Origin of the sequence: Pseudomonas sp. KB_12, assembly GCF_052114545.1 — a bacterium.
Lineage (GTDB): Bacteria > Pseudomonadota > Gammaproteobacteria > Pseudomonadales > Pseudomonadaceae > Aquipseudomonas > Aquipseudomonas brassicacearum.
This window is the reverse complement of record NZ_JBFREY010000122.1, coordinates 1-385: the sequence shown is the minus strand read 5'-3', so window position 1 is coordinate 385 and position 385 is coordinate 1. Positions and strand designations below refer to the sequence as shown.

General features: G+C 57.1%; 1 protein-coding gene. It reads left to right on the top strand.

What is annotated here, in order from left to right:
* Positions 1 to 14: 14 nt before the first annotated feature.
* A partial coding sequence (locus AB4Z20_RS28135) for a transposase (RefSeq protein WP_442091262.1) occupies positions 15 to 385 on the top strand: 371 nt, incomplete at its 3' end.

Below are 385 nucleotides of genomic sequence, written 5' to 3'. Positions count from 1 at the left end.
GACCCGGAGACACCATGAGTCCACGCAAACACGAAGTGCCCGACGAGCTGCTTAGCAGTCTGTTAGCCAACTATCAGAAGCCCGAAGATCTCGTTGGCGAGAACGGCCTGCTTAAGCAGCTGACCAAGATGCTGGTCGAGAAAGCGCTAAATGCCGAGATGACCGAGCATTTGGGGCATCAAAAGCACGAGCCGGTGGCAAACGCCTCGGGCAATACGCGCAACGGCCACAGCCGGAAAGTTCTGAAGGGAGATTTCGGTGAGTTGCCTATCGAAATCCCGCGCGACCGTGATGGCACGTTCGAACCTCGGCTCGTCGCCAAGCACCAGACACGCTGGAGTGGCTTCGACGACAAAATCATCTCTCTGTATGCCCGAGGCATGAC